Annotated in this window: 11 protein-coding genes; 10 read left to right on the top strand and 1 reads right to left on the bottom strand. The window is 71.7% G+C overall.

The features are described 5' to 3' along the window. Nucleotides 1-80 precede the first annotated feature (80 nt). The 10 genes from RV983_RS02975 (at nucleotide 81) to RV983_RS02930 (ending at nucleotide 13340) form a co-directional block, all read left to right on the top strand. The gene (locus RV983_RS02975; protein WP_475984181.1) at nucleotides 81-2156 is read left to right on the top strand and encodes an alpha-galactosidase D; all 2076 of its coding nucleotides are present in this window, start codon (nucleotides 81-83) and stop codon (nucleotides 2154-2156) included. Between the two features lie 114 nt (nucleotides 2157-2270). Continuing rightward, nucleotides 2271-3314, top strand: coding sequence for a carbohydrate ABC transporter permease (locus RV983_RS02970; RefSeq protein ID WP_475984180.1), 1044 nt, complete (start codon nucleotides 2271-2273; stop codon nucleotides 3312-3314). An 11-nt stretch (nucleotides 3315-3325) separates the two neighbouring features. Then, entirely contained in the window at nucleotides 3326-4252 is a 927-nt protein-coding gene (locus tag RV983_RS02965) for a carbohydrate ABC transporter permease (protein WP_475984179.1), read from the top strand. A 29-nt stretch (nucleotides 4253-4281) separates the two neighbouring features. Continuing rightward, nucleotides 4282-6702 carry a glycosyl hydrolase family 95 catalytic domain-containing protein gene (locus RV983_RS02960; RefSeq protein WP_475984178.1) on the top strand — a complete coding sequence of 807 codons (2421 nt, stop codon included), beginning with the start codon at nucleotides 4282-4284 and terminating at the stop codon, nucleotides 6700-6702. Beyond that, nucleotides 6696-7706, top strand: coding sequence for an acetylxylan esterase (locus RV983_RS02955; RefSeq protein WP_475984177.1), 1011 nt, complete (start codon nucleotides 6696-6698; stop codon nucleotides 7704-7706). Before RV983_RS02960 ends, RV983_RS02955 begins: the two co-directional genes overlap by 7 nt. After that, nucleotides 7703-9052 carry an ABC transporter substrate-binding protein gene (locus RV983_RS02950; RefSeq protein WP_475984176.1) on the top strand — a complete coding sequence of 450 codons (1350 nt, stop codon included), beginning with the start codon at nucleotides 7703-7705 and terminating at the stop codon, nucleotides 9050-9052. The genes RV983_RS02955 and RV983_RS02950 overlap by 4 nt, the downstream gene beginning before the upstream one ends. Before the next feature lie 92 nt (nucleotides 9053-9144). Next, entirely contained in the window at nucleotides 9145-11328 is a 2184-nt protein-coding gene (locus RV983_RS02945) for an alpha-galactosidase (protein WP_475984175.1), read from the top strand. Between the two features lie 94 nt (nucleotides 11329-11422). Further along, nucleotides 11423-12064: a hypothetical protein gene (locus RV983_RS02940; protein ID WP_475984174.1), complete on the top strand. Its 642-nt coding sequence runs from the start codon at nucleotides 11423-11425 to the stop codon at nucleotides 12062-12064. A 98-nt stretch (nucleotides 12065-12162) separates the two neighbouring features. Further along, nucleotides 12163-12801: a VOC family protein gene (locus RV983_RS02935; protein ID WP_475984173.1), complete on the top strand. Its 639-nt coding sequence runs from the start codon at nucleotides 12163-12165 to the stop codon at nucleotides 12799-12801. Beyond that, nucleotides 12798-13340, top strand: coding sequence for a hypothetical protein (locus tag RV983_RS02930; protein WP_475984172.1), 543 nt, complete (start codon nucleotides 12798-12800; stop codon nucleotides 13338-13340). Before RV983_RS02935 ends, RV983_RS02930 begins: the two co-directional genes overlap by 4 nt. Before the next feature lie 40 nt (nucleotides 13341-13380). Here the strand turns inward: RV983_RS02930 and RV983_RS02925 are convergent, their stop codons facing one another. Further along, nucleotides 13381-16833 (bottom strand): phosphodiester glycosidase family protein, encoded by a 3453-nt coding sequence (locus RV983_RS02925; protein WP_475984171.1) that lies wholly within the window; start codon nucleotides 16831-16833, stop codon nucleotides 13381-13383. Nucleotides 16834-16838: the final 5 nt, after the last annotated feature.

Genomic DNA, 16838 nt, shown 5'->3' with positions numbered 1-16838 from the left:
CGCCGAAATGGAGTACACCCATGGCTCGTTCAGCTGTACGCGCACGTCTGAGACGGCCCAGGCCCCGGACGCGCAGCGGCATGCGCAGGGCCTTCTTCCTCCCCGCCCTCGCGGTGGGCGCCCTCGCGGCGCCCCTCGTCGCGCCGGCCGTCGCCGCCCCGGCCACCGCCCCCGCCACGGCCGTCGCAAGGACCGCCGGCACGACGACGGCGCCGGCCCCGGTGCTCGCCGCCAAGCCCTACATGGGCTGGAGCAGCTGGAGCCTGGAGTCGACCAACTTCCCCGGCTACGGGGGTCCCTGGCTCACCGAGTCGCACGTCCTCCAGCAGGCGGACATCCTGGCCTCGAAGCTGAAGTCGCACGGCTACGAGTACGTCAACGTGGATGCCGGCTGGAACGTCAACCCCCACACGCAGAAGAACGTCGTCGACGAGTACGCCCGTCCGGCCGCGGACCCCGTCAAGTTCCCGCACGGCATGAAGTACCTCGGCGACAAACTGCACGCCAAGGGCCTGAAGTTCGGCGTCTACATGGCGGTCGGCCTCTACATCGACGCGTACAACGACGGCAAGAGCCCCATCCTCGACGCGCCTGGCTGCACCACCAAGGACATCGTCTACCCCGACCTGCGCAAGACCAGCGGCTGGGACAACGTCTCCTACCAGCTGAACTTCTCCAGCCCGTGCACCTCGAAGTACATCGACTCGATCGCGCAGGAATACGCGGACTGGGGCGTGGACTTCCTCAAGATCGACGGTGTCGGACCCGGTTCCAGCCAGGGCGACGAGGCGCACAACAACGTTCCCGACATCCAGGCCTGGCACAGCGCGCTGGAGCGGACCGGCCGCCCCATCCAGTTCGTCCTGTCCTGGTCGCTCAGCCACGACAAGGCCGACGTCTGGAAGCAGAACTCCAACGGCTGGCGCATCGACACCGACGTCGAGTGCTACTGCGACACCCTGGTGACCTGGAACAACTCGGTCAAGCAGCGGTGGAACGACGTCGTCCCGTGGATCGACGACGCCGGACCGGGCCACTGGAACAACCTCGACTCCCTCGACGTCGGCGCCGGACCGCTGGACGGCCTCAACGAGGTCGAGCGGCAGAGCCATATGACGCTCTGGGCCATCGAGAGCGCCCCGCTGTACATCGGTGACGACCTCACCCACCTCGACCCCTACGGTCTGTCGCTGCTCACCAACGACGAGGTCATCGCGGTCGACCAGGCCGGGAACCCGGCCAGGCCGGTCAGCCAGGAGACCCCCGAGCAGGTCTGGTACGCCCGCAACGCCGACGGCAGTTACACCGTGGCGCTGTTCAACCTCGGCAAGGGCTACGCCGACGTCACCGCCGACTGGAGCGACCTGGGCATCACCGGCAGGCCCGCGGTCCGTGACCTGTGGAGCCACAAGAACCTCGGCAGGAGCGCCGGCGGCTTCACCGACAACCTGCCGCCGCACGGTTCGCGCCTGCTGCGCGTCACCCCGGACGCCGTCACCGGCAAGCCGGGCGTGCCGCTGGCGGTGCACGCCACCGCCTCCACCGCCACCAGCGTCTCGCTGGCCTGGCAGCCGGTGAACACCGGCACCGCCACCACCGGTTACGACGTGTACGCCAACGGCGCCAAGGTCGCCGGTGCGAGCGGCACCTCCACCACCGTGACCGGTCTGCAGGCCGCCACCGGTTACTCGTTCACCGTCGTCGCCCATGACGCGCGCGGCCGCCGGTCCGCGGCGGGCAAGGCCGTCCCCGTGACGACGCCGGCCGCCGACGGACCCGTGGCCTACGAGGCCGAGGCGTCCGGCAACACCCTCACCGGCAACGCGAGCGTCAACGACTGCTCGGCCTGCTCCGGCGGCAAGAAGGTCGGCAACCTCGGCGGCAACAACGGCTCGGTGGCGATCAACGACGTCGCGGCGCCGAAGGACGGCACCTATCTGATGAAGCTCGACTACACCGACGGCTCCTCCGGCCGCACGGTGGTCGTCACCGTCAACGGGACGTCCTTCCAGCTCCCGCTGCCCGGCGGCAACGACAACGAGTGGGGCCGGCCGAGGACCGTCACCGTGCCCGTCCACCTGAAGGCCGGTGCCAACACGGTCGGCTTCGGCAACCCGTCGGACTACGTGTCCGACATCGACCGGATCACCCTCTGACCCGCGGCGGAACCCGCACCGCACCGGACCACACCGCACCGCTGAACCGCTGAAGCACCGAGCGGAAGCACCACAGACCCACCCGTTCGACCGACGTACGAAAAGGAGAGTGCCGTGGTGGTCACATCGCAGGGCAACCACACGCCGCCGGTGACACCACCGTCCGGCACAGCCGGCGCAGCCGGCGCGGAGGCCACCACGGCCGCCTCATCCAGCGGGAACACCGCGATCACCGCACGGAAGCACAGCGGCAGGACCAAGCGCGTGGCCGCCACCAGGTCGGTGGCGGCCCGGCGCAGGGACCTGCCGGTCGCCCTGCTGCTCATCCTGCCCTCGGTCGTCGGCTTCGCGATCTTCTACGCCTATCCGACCCTCCGCGGCATCTACCTCGGCTTCACCGACTTCCACGTCCTCAGCCCGCCGAACTGGGTCGGACTGGCCAACTTCCGCGAGATGTTCGGTGACGACGTCTTCTGGCACTCGCTCCTCGTCACCATCTGGTTCGTGGCCTTGTCGGTCGTCTTCGGCACCCTGATATCCCTGGTGACGGCGGTGATCCTGCACCGCGTCACCAGTTCCTCTGCGTTGCGCGGCGTGATCCTCATGCCGTTCCTGATCTCCAACGTGATCGCCGCGCTGGTCTGGCAGTGGATGCTCGACCCGCACCTCGGGGTCATCAACATCGTGCTCGACCACGTCATCGGCCACTCGATCCTGTTCCTCGGCAGCGGCCCGTGGGCGATCCCGTCCCTCGCCGCGATCAGCGTGTGGAAGTGGATGGGCTACTACGCGCTGCTGATCTTCGCCGGACTCCAGACCATCCCGCCCACCATCTACGAAGCCGGCCGGGTCGACGGCGCGACCGAGTTCCAGATGTTCCGCCGCCTCACCGTGCCGCTGCTGCGGCCGATCCTGGTGATGGTGGTCGTCCTGACGGTGATCAACTCCTTCCAGGTCTTCGACATCGTGGCGGTCACCACCAAGGGCGGACCGGCCAACGCCTCGAACGTGCTGCAGATGTACATCTACGACAAGGCCTTCCGGCAGTTCGACTTCGGCTACGCGGCGACGTTGTCGCTGGCGCTGTTCGTCCTGCTCATCACGGTCACCTTCACCCAGTTGCGGCTCGCCCGGGCCGACGAATCCGACCTGAACTGACGGAGGCCCTGATGACGGTCGCCCTCGCGCCCCGCACGAAGTCCGTGCGGCGCCCCCGCACCCGGAAGGCCGGCCCCGGCCGGATCCTGGCCTGGACCTACCTCGGGATCATCTCCCTGGTCACGGTCTTCCCCTTCTATTGGATCCTGCGCACCGCGCTGTCCAACAACTACCAACTGGCCACCAACCCCTCCTCGCCGCTGCCCGTCGGCTTCACCCTCGGCGCCTTCAAGCGGGCGCTCGGCCTGGCCTCCCTCGCCGAGGCCCAGGCCCAGGGCGGCTCCGGCGCCTCCCTGGACATCGCGCTCTACCTGCGCAACTCCCTGATCTACGCCTCGGTGCAGACCGCGCTCATCGTGCTGTTCTCCGCCTGCGCGGCCTACGCGTTCTCTCGGCTGCACTGGCGCGGCCGGAACCTGGTGTTCGCGATCCTCATCAGCGCCCTGATGGTGCCGAGCGTCTTCACGCTGCTGCCGAACTTCGTCTTCATCAAGGACCTCGGCCTCACCAACACCTTCGCGGGGCTGATCCTGCCCGGCGGGCTGTTCCAGGCGTTCACGCTGTTCTTCTTGCGGCAGTTCATGCTCGGCCTCAGCAGCGAGATCGAGGAGGCCGCGATCATCGACGGCGCCGGACCGCTGCGGATCCTCACGCGGATCGTCCTGCCGATGTCGGCGGCCCCGATCGCCACCGTGTCGCTGTTGATGTTCGTCAACGCCTGGAACGACTACATGTGGCCGCTGCTGATCACCAACGACGCGAGTGTGCAGCCGCTGACCCTCGCCCTGGGTGTGTTCAAGCAGTCCTCGCCGCAGGCCGCCCCGGACTGGGCCGGGCTGATGGCCGCCGCCCTCATCGCGGCGCTGCCGATGCTGCTGCTCTTCGTGGCCTTCGGCAAGCGGATCGTCAACTCCATCGGCTTCTCCGGCCTCAAGTAACCGCGCACGCCCACCTGGACGGCACCCTCATGAACTCCACTGATCTCCTGCTCGGCTGGCCCGCGCCCGCGGCCTCCTGGAACGAGGCCGCCCCGGTCGGCAACGGCCGGCTCGGCGCGATGGTCTTCGGCGGCGCCCACCGCGCCCGCATCCAGATCAACGACTCGACCGTGTGGTCCGGCACCCCCGCGGGACCGGCCGGGGCCCTCGCCGACGTCGTCGCCGCAGGCGCCGGTCCGGAGCGGCTGGCCGAGGTCCGCACCGCCCTGCGCGCCGGTGACCCGCACCGCGCCGAGGAACTGCTGATGGCCTTCGAGGGGCCCTACAGCCAGGAGTACCTGCCCTACGCCGACCTGTGGCTGACCGTGTCCGGGGGAGAGGACGCCACGTACCGGGGTCGGACCCTCAACCTCGACAACGGGGTCGCCGAGGACGCCTTCGAGCTCCCCTCCGGCACCGTCGTCCACCGCAGGACCTGGGCCGACGCCGTCACCGGGACCCTGTGCACCGACCTGGTCGCGCACGCCGGGAGCCTGGACCTGCGGCTCGAACTGACCAGCCCCCTGAGGGAAGCGCACCGCGCCGCCGACGCGAGCGGGGTCGTCCTCGGCGTGGAGATCCCCGTCGACGGCGCGCCCGCCCACGAACCAGGCGTCAAGGAGCCCCTGCGGTACGGCGGGGGTCCCGTCGACGGCTACGACCCCTTCGGCGCGGTCGCCCTGCGAGTGGACACCGACGGCGAGGTGACCACGGACTCCGGCGCCCTGCTGGTGACCGGCGCGACCCGGCTGCTGGCGGTCGTGGCCAGTTCCACCGGCGCCCTGCGCCACTGGCGGGGCCTGGCCGCCGCCGACCGCGCCGGCCACCTGGCCACCGCCGCCGGCAGCGCCGCCGGGGCCGTGGAACGCGGGGCCGAGGAGCTGCTCAAGGCCCACGAGGACGACCTGCGCGGACTCCTCGGCGGCACCTCGCTGCGCATCGGCCCGCGTCGCTCGGGCACCTACGACGTGGCCCGCGACATCCTCGCCGGGGACGACGAACTCCTCACCGCCACCGTGCTGTTCCAGCTCGGACGCTATCTGCTCGCGTCCGCCTCCCGCCCGCACGCCGGACCGCCCGCCAACCTCCAGGGCATCTGGAACGCCGACCTGCGCCCGGCCTGGTCCTCGAACTACACGATCAACATCAACACCCAGATGAACTACTGGGGTGCCGAGGCCGCGGGGCTCAGCACCTGCCACGAACCGCTCTTCGACCTGCTGGACCGCGTCGCCGCCCACGGCAGGGACGTGGCCACCGGCCTCTACGGCGCCCGCGGCTGGGTCGCCCACCACAACACCGACATGTGGGGCTGGGCCCTTCCGGTCGGCATGGGGCACGGCGCCGCGTCCTGGGCGATCTGGCAGATGGGCGGCGCCTGGCTGGTGCAGCACGTCTGGGACCACTACGAGTTCACCCAGGACACCGCCTTCCTGCGCGAGCGGGCCTGGCCCCTGCTCAGCGGCTGCGCGGAATTCCTGCTCGACTGGTTGATCGACGACGGCGCCGGCGGCCTCGACACCCTCCCCTCCACGTCGCCGGAGAACCACTTCCTCACCCCCGACGGCTCCCCGGCCTCCCTCACCCGCTCCACGACGATGGACATGGCCCTGACCCGGGCCGTCCTCGTACGCACCCTGCGCGCCGCCGAACTGCTCGCCCTGGAAACACCGCTGAGCGGCCGTATCGGCGAGGCTCTGCCGAAGCTGCACCCGCCGCGGATCGCCGCCGGCGGCTGGCTCCAGGAGTGGGCCGAGGACCTGCCCGAGCAGGACCCGTACCACCGCCACCTGTCGCAGATGGTCACCGTCCACCCGCTCGGCCAGATCACCCCCGACGCGACCCCGGAACTCGCCGCGGCCGCCACCGCCCTGCTGGACCGGCGCGGACCCGGCGCGATGGGCTGGTCCTGGGCGTGGAAGATGGCCCTGCGCGCCCGGCTGCACGACGCGGCCACCGCCCGCTCCCTCTTCGGCGAGGCGACCCGGCCGCTCGACGGCGACCCGGGCACCGACGCACCCGTCGACGGATCACAGTGGGGCGGCCTGCTGCCCAACCTCTTCTCCACCCACCCGCCGTTCCAGATCGACGGGAACTACGGCTTCACCGCCGCGCTCACCGAGATGGTGCTGCAGAGCCACACCGGCACGGTCCACCTGCTGCCCGCCCTGCCCCGCGAGTGGCCCGACGGCCAGGCGACGGACCTGCGCTGCCGTGGCGGCCTCGCCGCCGACTTCAGCTGGCGCGACGGCGAACTGACGGCCGTGACGCTCCGCCGGCACGCCGGGGACGACACGGCGCCGGTACGGATCCGCCACCGCGACCGCACCGCCGAACTCCGCGTCCCCGCCGGCACCGCCGTCACCCTCGGCGCCGATCTGCGTCCGCACGGGGAGGCACAGCCGTGCTGACGGAACAGGACGTCCCCGAACTGTGGTCGTACCGCAGCACCTACCAGGAGCCCGCCGACTTCGACGCCTTCTGGAAAGGCACCCTCGACAGTGCCCGGATCCACCCCGCCCGCCTGGAACTGACACCTGTCGAGACCGACCTGGAGGCCGTGGACGTCTTCGACGCCGTCTTCCCCGGGTTCGGCGGCCACCCCGTGCGCGGCTGGCTGCGGATGCCCCGGCACCGCGGCGGCCCCCTGCCGGCGGTCGTGCAGTTCCACGGCTACGGCAGCGGACGCGGCGCCCCCGTCGACGACCTGATGTGGGCCTGCGCCGGGTACGCCCACCTGCTGGTGGACGCCCGCGGCCAGGGCGGCGCCTGGGCGGGCGGCGGCGGCACCGCCGACCCGGTCGGCAGCGGCCCGTCCCACCCCGGCTTCCTCACCCGCGGCATCGAGGACAAGGACACCTACGTCTACCGGCGGGTGTTCACCGACGCCGTGCGCGCCGTCGAGGCCCTGCGCGGCTCGCCGCACGTGGACCCCCGCCGCGTCGCCGTCACCGGCCCCAGCCAGGGCGGCGGCATCGCGCTCGCGGTCGCCGGCCTCGTACCGGACCTGACGGCCGCGCAGTTCCAGTCGCCGTTCCTCTGCGACATCAGGCAGGCCACCCGCCTCACCGGCGAGCAGCCCTACGCGGAGATCATCGGCTACCTCGCCGCCCGCCGCGACCGGGTCGAGGAGACCTTCCGCACCCTCGGCTACTTCGACGGGCTCGCCTTCGCCCGCCGCGCGACCGCCCCCGCCTGGTTCTCCGCCGGGCTGCGCGACGAGGTCTGCCCGCCCACCACGGCGATCGCCGCCTACCACGCCTACGGCGGCCCCAAGCAGATGCGGCTGTGGGAGTTCAACGGCCACGACGCCGGCGGCTCCGAGGACCTGGCCATCACCCTGAGCGCCTTCCGCGCGCTCCTCAAGACGTCGTCCCACGCTCACCAGGAACCATCCCGAAAGAAGGAATCATGAGAATACGCAAGATCGTCGCGCTGGGCGCCACGCTCAGCCTCGCGGCGGTACTCTCCGCCTGCTCGTCCGGCTCGTCCTCCGCCGGCGGCTCGAAGACCGTCAACTGGTGGACCTGGGACGACAAGCAGGCGGCCGCGTACAAGGTCTGCGCCACGGACTTCGAGAAGGCCAACCCCGGCACGACCGTCAAGATCTCGCAGTACGCCGTCGACGACTACTTCACCAAGCTGACCGCCGGCTTCGTCGCGGGCAACGCCCCCGACGCCTTCCAGAACAGCGTGCAGTTCTTCCAGGCGTACGCCTCGCAGCACCAGCTGCTGGCGATGGACGACTTCATCGCGAAGGACAAGTTCGACATGTCCCGGTTCTCCGTGGGCGTGGACGCGTGGAAGTTCACCGACGGCAAGCAGTACGCGCTGCCGCTCGACTGGGCCGCGGCCGCCCTCTACTACGACCAGGGCGCCCTGACCAAGGCCGGCTACACCGCGGACAAGCTCGCCTCGCTGAAGTGGAACCCCGACGACGGCGGTGACTTCGGCAAGCTGATCGCCCACCTCACCATCGACGAGAAGGGCCACCGCGGCGACGAGAAGGGCTTCGACAAGGCCCACGTCAAGACCTTCGGCTTCGGCCAGGTCGCGGCCAAGGACTTCATCGGCCAGACCACCTGGAGCCCCTTCGTCTCCAGCACCGGCTGGCGCCTGGGCGACAAGCAGAGCTGGCCCACCGTCTTCAACTACGGCGACCCGCGCTTCATCAAGACGATGAAGTGGGTGCGCTCCCTGACCGACAAGGGCTACGCGCCCAAGATCGGCGAGTTCACCTCCAGCGTCAGCGACGTCGACCTGCTCTCCTCCCACAAGGTCGCGCTGGAGATGGGCGGCTCCTGGGAGGCCTCCACCTTCGCGAAGGTCCCCGGCGTGAAGGCGGGCATCGCGGCGCCCCCGTACGGCCCCGACGGCACGACCCGCGCGGTGATGAGCAACTCCAACGGCAACAACATCTGGGCCGGCACCAAGAACCCCGACCTGACCTGGAAGTGGGTCTCCTACATGGGCTCCGAGGCCTGCCAGAGCAAGGCCTCGCTCACCGGGACGTTCTTCCCCTCCATCCCGGCCTCCATGGACGCCTCCGCCAAGGCGCTGTCCACCCAGGGCGTCGACCTGACGGTCTTCACCGACATGCTGAAGAACAAGGTGCTCTACCCCTCGCCGGTCTACGGCAACGGCGCCGCGGTCCAGGACGCGATGAACCCGCTCTTCGAGGCGTACTTCGCCGGACAGAAGGACGACTCCGTGTTCACCGGCATGCAGGAGCAGAGCAAGACGCTGCTCGCGAAGAACTGATCCACTTGCAGTGACCCGTAAAACCGCCGTCCGGACCGGCCCCGTACCGGGGCCGGTCCGGACGGCGGAGCACATCGAAGGGAAGGACCCCCATGGCAGACACCACCGCGCGGATCGTGAACCTGCGCGCGGCCGGCACCGCGTTCGTCCTGGAGCTCACCGAGCCGGTGCCCAGAGTCCTGCACTGGGGTAGGGACCTCGGCGACCTGTCCGCGGCGGACCTCGCCGCGCTCGCCCTGACGGCGGAGCCCGCGGTGCTCAACAACGCCGTCGACATCCCGCGCCGGTACACGATCTGGCCCACCGAGGCCGACGGATGGGCTGGCACCCCCGCCCACCACGGCCACGCCGGCGGCGGCGCCGCGGCCCCGCGCCTGACCACCAGCGGCACGTCCCTGCGCGAGGACCCCGCGGGCGGCGGCGAACTGGACGTCACCCTCACCGACGGGGTCGCCGGGCTCGACATCACCGTCACCTACCGGCTGGACCCGTCGGGAGTGCTCGCCGTCCACGCCGACCTCACCCGGCACGGCTCCGCCGACCCGGCGCCGTACGACCTCGCCCAGGCCACCGTGCTGCTGCCCCTGCCCCGGCGGGCCGGCGAGATCCTCGACTTCACGGGCAAGTGGAGCCGCGAACGCTCCCCGCAGCGGCGCCCGCTCGGCTTCGGCGCCCACGTCCGCGAGGTCCGCCGCGGCAAGCCCGGCCTCGACTCCCCGTACCTCGTCGCCGTCGGCGTGCCCGGCTTCGGCTTCGGCACGGGCGAGGTGTGGGGCCTGCACGTCGCCTGGAGCGGCGACCAGCGCTACCTCGTCGAGCGGCTGCCCGAGGGCGCCGGCACCCACACCGCCGTCCTCGGCGGAGGCGAACTGCTGCGCGCCGGCGAGATCCGGCTCACCCCCGGCGAGAGCTACCGCACCCCCGTGTGCCACTACGCCTGGTCCGGCGCGGGCCTCGACGGCCTCGCCGACCGCTTCCACACCCTGCTGCGGGCCCGCCCGGCCCACCCCCGCCGCCCGCGCCCGGTCATCCTCAACAGCTGGGAGGCCGTGTACTTCGACCACGACCTCGACCACCTGCTGCGCCTGGTCGACCGCGCCGCCGAGGTCGGCGTGGAGCGGTTCGTGCTCGACGACGGCTGGTTCCGCGGCCGCCGCTCGGACCACGCGGGTCTCGGCGACTGGACGGTCGACCCGAAGGTGTGGCCCGGCGGACTCACCCCGCTCGTCGATCACGTCCGGTCGCACGGCATGGAGTTCGGCCTCTGGTTCGAACCGGAGATGGTCAACCTCGACTCCGACCTGGCCCGCGAGCACCCCGAGTGGGTCCTCGGCCCGGCCGCGGGCCTCGGCCCCACGGCCCGGCACCAGTACGCCCTCGACCTGTCGCAGCCCGCCCTCGCCGCGTACCTGCTGGACTCGCTGGACAGCCTCATCACCACGTACGGCATCGCCTACCTGAAGTGGGACCACAACCGGGAGCTGTACGAGGCCGTCCACGGCCCCGGGGACCACCCCGCCACCCACGCGCAGGTCGTGGCGCTCTACCGGCTGCTGGACGCGCTCAAGGAGCGCCACCCCGCGCTGGAGATCGAGAGCTGCGCGAGCGGCGGCGGCCGCGTCGACCTCGGTATCCTCGCCAGGACCGACCGGGTGTGGGCCTCGGACTGCAACGACCCCGTGGAGCGCCAGTCCATCCAGCGGTGGACCGGACAGCTGCTGCCGCCCGAACTCGTCGGCGCCCACGTGGGCGCGAACCCCAGCCACACCACCGCCCGCGTCACCTCCGACGCCTTCCGGATGGCCACCGCACTGTTCGGCCACGCCGGCATCGAGCAGGACATCACCCGCTCCACCCCGGAGGAAGTCGCCCGGCTCACGGCGTGGACGGCCCTCTACCGCGAACTGCGCCCCCTGCTCCACAGCGGCCGCACCGTACGGGCCGACCTCCCCGACGACGCCACACTGCTCCACGGCGTCGTCGCCCACGACGGCACCGCCGCCCTCTACTGCTGGGCCCGCGTCGCGACCTCCCCCGAGGGCCAGCCCGGCCGCACGCGACTCCCCGGCCTCGACCCCGGCCACCGCTACGAGGTGCGCGTCCGCACCGACCTCGGCCTGCCGTCCTTCCACCAGACCAGCGGCCCCGCCTGGCTCCCCACGGCCATCGACGGCTGGCTCCCCCTCCCCGGCGCGGTCCTCGCCTCCGCCGGCCTCCCCATGCCCCAACTCAACCCGGAGCAGGCCCTCCTGATCGAGGTCCGGCGCACCGGGTGAGGCGTGTGACCACACCCTGGCTCCGCACGCTTGACCTGCTGCGACAGCGTGCGGCGCACAGCCCGGGTGGGATCGCATCGCACATGGAGACACGTTGAGAGCTGTCGTGCCGGCCGCTGCCGCCTTGGCGGTCGTGCTGCTGACTGCCTGTTCCGGGCAGCAGCAGCCGTCGCCGCCCCGGACAGAGGCGGGCGGGAAGGCTTCCCCGCTTCCGGCGCAGACACCCAAGTGCGCCTCGGACACGTACCACTGGGAGCGTGTCAGGCTCGAACCCGTCCTGGTGGGTGCGTCGGACGCGAGGGAAATCGACATCCCCGCGCACGGAACAGCGCGGCTCCGCCTGGAGACGAAGGCCGTTCGCCCGCTGACGGCGCGGATGTCACCGGCGGCGATCGAGGCAGGGGCCGACCCCGGGAGAGCCCTGGACTCGCTGGAGGAGGAGGCCGGGGTGGGCTTGAGGCGGATCGGCGTGCCGATCACGCTTCCGGACGACGACGTCCACTTCGGATCCGAGCTCGTCAACGACGACGACGCCCCCGATCACGGGCGGTTCCTTCACGCGGTGGAGCTGAAGCGGGTGACGGCACGGTTCACCGTCGCCTGTGGGAGACGGACGATACGGGGGGCGGTGACCACCTGGTCGGCCATCGCCTTCTCCGACACCATCCGCTGCGGGATCGACGAGCCCATGTCGAAGACGAGTGAGGAAGCAGAACGCCGGTCCTGCGCGATCTGACGTTCCGGTTCGGATCCGGCTGCGAGGATGCCCGTAGGGAGCGGACACTGAGCCGGCAGGACGCCTCGGACGCGGTCAACGACCTCGGGTGGCGGTATGTGCTGGGCACGCTGCAGACGTCGGTCCCCGTCGGGTCGATGGCCCGGGGGGCCGGGCTGGCGGCAGAGGCCGTCGCGGTGTGCGGTGACGACGCCGACCGGCACCTTCGGGTCGACGTCCGCCCGGGGCGGGTGCTGCTCACTCTGCAGTCGGTCGCGCACGCGACGGTCACCGCTCGGGACGTCGATCTCGCGCGCCGCATCGCCGCCGCGCTGCGCGCGGCCGGGTCGTCGACGGAGCCCGGAGCCGGCACGGGCGCAGGGCGATCGGTACAGCTCCTGGAGATCGCGATCGACGCGCTGGACATCGCGGGGATCCGGCCGTTCTGGAAGGCGGTGCTGGGCTACGCCGACGAGGCGGGCGCCGCCGGACCCGAGGATGCGCTGGTCGACCCGGACGGGCAGGGCCCGGCGGTCTGGTTCCAGCAGATGGACCGACCACGCCCGCAGCGCAATCGCATCCACCTCGACATCAGCGTTCCGCACGACGAGGCGCCCCGGCGGATCGAGGCGGCACTGGCGGCCGGGGGCCGGCTCGTGTCCGCGAGCCACGCCCCGTCCTACTGGGTGCTCGCCGACGCGGAGGGGAACGAGGCCTGCGTGACGACCTGGCAGGGCCGGGACGAGGCGGGCTCGTGACCCCGTACTCCCTGGCCTTCTACATGAACGTCGTCACCACGGGCACGGTGCTCGGCGCGGGACCCGCGGAGTCGCCGGAGCGTGTCACCGCGGTCCTGGGAGCCGACTTCGCGGAGAACGTCATCGGCAGGTACAGCATGGTCCGCGACTACGGCCTCGCCGAGTTCTTCTGGCACCGTCCGTCCCGCGGCGCCCCGTGGGAGGGGCACCACTTCACCCTGCAGGTGCACCGGCTCGCGCACCGGGAAAGCCGCATCGTGAACGAGGTGGTGCGCGCCCGGTACGGGCGTTTCACTCCGAGGCTGCGGTTCGAGAAGCTGCGGCGTCTGCTGGAGAAGCACGGCGTCTCCCTGGTGGAGGTGCCGGAAGAACCGGTGAACGCCCAATACTTCCGCACGTTTCGGCAGCCCCGCTCCGGGGTGGGCGTCACCGTCATCAGGAGCTACGGCGAGTACAGCACGCCGGAGGATGTGCGGGTCGGCGACGTGTACAACATCCAGGCCCCGTGGAGAGGACCCGTACCCGGAGCCGCGCCGTGACCCGGCGACCGTGCGGGAGGCACGGTCGCCGGGCCGGGGATCAGCGGCGGCCCACCGTGATGGTGTGCTCGGTGGTCACGCCGTTGACGGTGACGCGGAGGACCGCCGTACCGGCGCGGAGCGCCGTGAGGCCGCCGGTCGCCGGGTCGTAGGAGACGACCGCGGAGCCGCCCTCGGTGCGGCCGGCGATCTCGACGCGGGAGCCGGTCCAGGAGGCGCTGACGGGCCAGGCCACGGGGACGGCACGCGTGCCGTCCTGCGTGACCGTCGCCGACGCCTGGGCCCGGTCGCCGACCGTCAGCGTGTCCGGCGCGCTGAGGTCCACCGCGTCGGTGCGGATGTGCACCTCCGCGCGGAGCCAGGCGTCGGAGTCACGGGTGGGGACGGCGAACGTGTCGGCGACCCGCCCCTTGGCCGGGTCGATGCCCAGCATCGTCCAGCCGGTGAAACCGCCGTTGTCGGGCGTGCTGGCCGGGTTCTTGCCGGAGTTGCCGTTGACCAGGTAGGAGACGCCGTCGATCTCGGACGCCGAGAACGCGCCGACGTGGCCGCCGACGAACGCGGCGGACTTGTGGCCTTCGGCCCGGAAGTCGGCGAGCCACTGCTCGACGAGAGCGGCCTCCTTGCGGTCGCCGAGCTGACTGGCCTTGTCCGCCAGCGGGTCCTCGGTGGGGTGGTGCTCGAACACCACGACGCCGCTGACGGAGCTGTCGGCCGCCGCGGCCGCGAGCTGGTCGTGCAGCAGCTGGAGCTGGGCGAAGCCGCCGCCGCGCAGGGTGCCGCTGGAGGAGTCCAGGGTGATGAAACGGGTGCCCTCGGAGTCGAAGACCGACGTGGTGTCGCCGAACTCCGCCGTGAAGTTGACGGGCGTTCCGGGGCCCATGACCTCGTGGTTGCCGGGGACGTAGTGCCACGGGATCGTGCCGCCGGTGCGGGCGTCGAACTCGTCGAGGAGCGTGCGGGCCAGCGTGAAGTCGGCCGGCGAGCCCTCGTCGACGAAGTCGCCGTCGATGACCAGCATGTCGGGCTTGGCGTCGGCGATCTCGGCCAGCGTCCGGCGGGCCGCCTCCACCATCGGGCTGTTCGGGTCACGGGCGACGAACTGGGCGTCGGACATGACGGCGACGCGCAGAGAACGGCCGTCGACGGTGCCGTTGGTCACTACCACGGGGTCGGCGACCTTCGGCTGCACGGGCAGTTCCACGTCGGGGGCGACCTTGACCCGCAGGTCGCTGACGGTCACCTTTCCGGTGTACGAGCGGGCGGCGCTGGTCTCCAGCAGCCGGACGCGCTGGAAGGTGATCGGGTAGGGGGTGCCGACGGGCACCGGGAACTCGACCTTGCGCCAGCCGGTCCAGGTGATCAGGGGGCCGTCGAGGTTGGCGGTCACGCCCGCGCCCGTGCGGTACTGGAGCCGCGGCCACTCGCCGTTGCCGTCGCCGTTGATCCACATCGTGACGGCCTGCGGCTGGCCGGGCAGCTGGATCTGCTGCGGCGGCACGGCGTACTGGCCGCGGGTGGCGGTGGACTTGGTGAAGTCGTACGTGAGGGCCAGGCCGGGCGCGCCGTCGTGGCCTTCGGCCGGGGTCACCGAGCCGCCGGCGGCGCGGTCGTTCGCCGAGGTCCAGGCGGCCGCGTCCGACAGGTCAGCGAAGGACTTCTCGGCCAGGCCGACGGTGACGGCCACGTCGGTGGTCATCTTGCCGACCGTCAGGTGCAAGGTGGCGGAGGCGCCGTCGGCGAGGCCGCGTACGGTGAAGGTCGCGTCGCTGGCGGGGATCAGCGAGACGACGCCGTCGCCGCCGGTGACCTTGATGTCGGAGGCCTCGATCGGGGCGGAGTCGCCGAGGGCGTCGTAGCCGGTGATCGTGAGCCGGGCGGCGTCGTCCGGACCGTCCAGCGCCACCAGGCTGCTGCTCGGGGCGATCCGCACTGCGGGCGCGAGCACGGTCAGGTTCGCCGTGCCGCTGACCCCGTGGCTGGCGCTCGCCTCGATCTCGCTGGTGCCCGAGTGCTTGCCGGTGACCACGGCGGTGTTGCCGTCGCCGCCCTTGACCGCCGCCAGGGAGTCGTCCCGCCAGTGCACGCGCGGCGTGGGCGCGGGCGCGTACGTCTCGTCGTGCGCCAGGGCCTTGACGGTGCGGTGCAGGTCGGGGAAGACCCTGTCGGAACCGTCCACCGTCAGGGCGGGAAGGACGCGGAAGCCGCGGGCCTCGCCGGAACCGGGGGCGGCGAACAGGCCGAGGCCGTTGGCGACCTGGCGCTCCGAACCGTCCGAGGGGCTGTTGATCAGGCCCGTCACGCTCTCGCCGGGCAGCCGGGCGGCCATGGTGGTCGAGCCGCCGCCATCCATGTTGAGGGCGTTGACGGCGCCGAGGCCCTTCATGAAGGCGCCGAGCTCGTTGAGGTCCATGCCGCGGCTGTTGGTCTGCTTGCCGTCGATCGCGACCAGGTACATGGTGTGGCCGTCGGCGGAGAAGCCCACGCTGGTGCGCGAGGTGGCGGTGACGGTGTCGCCGTCGGTGTAGTGCTTCACGACGCCGTCCGCGACCAGGACCTGGCCGCCGCCGACGGCGACCGCCACATCGCCGAAGTCGGCGCGCGGGCGGTAGGCGACGTTCACGGAGTCACCGGGCACGAGGCCGGCCAGCGCGTCGGCGCCCGCCTCACGGCCGAGCAGCACGCTGGTGCCGGCCGGTATCGGGCCGCTGCTGACGGAGGTGTGCACCTCGGTGACCTTGCCGTCGCGCAGCCAGACCTCGGCGACGCGGCCCGCGCCGTTCACGGGCTTGGTGCGCGGGGACGGGCCCCACTGGTCGGTGAACAGGCCGATGCCGCCGGCCGCCAGGACCGGGGAGTTGACGCTGGACAGTTTCAGGTGCTGCGTGCCGCCGACCGTGACCTCGCCCTCCAGGAACACCTGGGCGAGCCGGCCGAGGCCGTCCGCGCCGATGGCGACGCTCTGGCTGCGGCCCTCGGTGGGCGAGTTGATCAGGCCGCCGTCACGCGACACGGCGCCGCCGACCGGGGCTTCGGTGTCGTTCATGTCGAAGTAGTCGCCGTTGATCGCGGCGACCGCTCCGGTGCGCTTGGCCTGCTCCGTCACCGGGGACTTGCCGGTGACCGTGCCGGAGGAGATGTAGTCCACCTTGACCCGGTCGTCGGCGAGGTCCGCGACGAGCACCTGCCCGCGCACCCATCCGTCCGCCTCGAAGCGGTCGAAGCGGGTGAGGTTCAGCCCGGGCGCGATCGGCGTGCGGTTCTCGCGCGTGACGATGGACTGGCCGGGGGTGCTCGGGATGAGCTCCTGGACGGAACCGGCGGGCTTCGGTGCGTCGGCGGACGCCGACATCAGGTGCTCGGGGGTGAGCGCCTGGGCGGTCGTCATCATGCCGGCGCCGATGCTGAGCGCCGTGGCCAAGGCCAGGACGACGGCACCGCGCCGGGCCGCGGCACGGGGCCGAGGGACGACGGAGTCAAAGGGAAGGGGCACTGGCT

It is taken from the genome of Streptomyces sp. RLA123, assembly GCF_056270165.1.
This window is presented reverse-complemented; position numbering and strand designations above follow the sequence as displayed.

Excerpts from the sequence above, each read along its gene's own strand:
- RV983_RS02960 (WP_475984178.1), top strand. The coding sequence starts at position 4,282 with ATGAACTCCACTGATCTCCTGCTCGGCTGGCCCGCGCCCGCGGCCTCC.
- RV983_RS02945 (WP_475984175.1), top strand. The coding sequence starts at position 9,145 with ATGGCAGACACCACCGCGCGGATCGTGAACCTGCGCGCGGCCGGCACC.
- RV983_RS02950 (WP_475984176.1), top strand. The coding sequence starts at position 7,703 with ATGAGAATACGCAAGATCGTCGCGCTGGGCGCCACGCTCAGCCTCGCG.
- RV983_RS02975 (WP_475984181.1), top strand. The coding sequence starts at position 81 with ATGCGCAGGGCCTTCTTCCTCCCCGCCCTCGCGGTGGGCGCCCTCGCG.
- RV983_RS02965 (WP_475984179.1), top strand. The coding sequence starts at position 3,326 with ATGACGGTCGCCCTCGCGCCCCGCACGAAGTCCGTGCGGCGCCCCCGC.